This is a genomic window from Vibrio sp. 10N.222.52.B7 (assembly GCF_041474275.1).
In the GTDB taxonomy this organism is placed as follows: domain Bacteria; phylum Pseudomonadota; class Gammaproteobacteria; order Enterobacterales; family Vibrionaceae; genus Vibrio; species Vibrio crassostreae_C.
This window is the reverse complement of the sequence record NZ_JBFRTU010000676.1, coordinates 1-411: the sequence shown is the minus strand read 5'-3', so window position 1 is coordinate 411 and position 411 is coordinate 1. Positions and strand designations below refer to the sequence as shown.

General features: G+C 46.5%; 1 pseudogene. It reads left to right on the top strand.

The annotated features are described in order from the left end of the window. Window positions 1–411: pseudogene (locus AB4512_RS24760) on the top strand (PLP-dependent aminotransferase family protein); the annotation flags it as partial.

Sequence of the window (411 nt, the reverse complement as noted above, 5' to 3'; positions counted from 1 at the left end):
CCAAGGCTATGTTCGCTCGAAGCCTAAATCTGGATATTTCGTTTTACCACGCAGAAATGTGTTCACCTCAGAACTCGCACAACAAAAAGCCATCAAGCCGTATCCCGTTAAAATCAGTGATTTGCTTTACGATGTGCTCCAACGTGCCAAAGACCCTAGCATCATTCCACTTAGCTCGGCATTCCCTGATCCTGCCTTGTTTCCGCATCAAGCGTTGTCGCGCAGTTTAGCCAATGCAAGTCGTCAAATGCCCGATAACAGTATGCTCACCAATTTACCTCCAGGCAGTGAAACACTTCGTAGACAAATTGCCCAACGCTATCAAGTTCAAGGCTTGAACGTCCTACCTGACGATATTGTAATTACTTCTGGGGCGATGGAGGCACTTAACTTATGCCTACAATCCTGTAC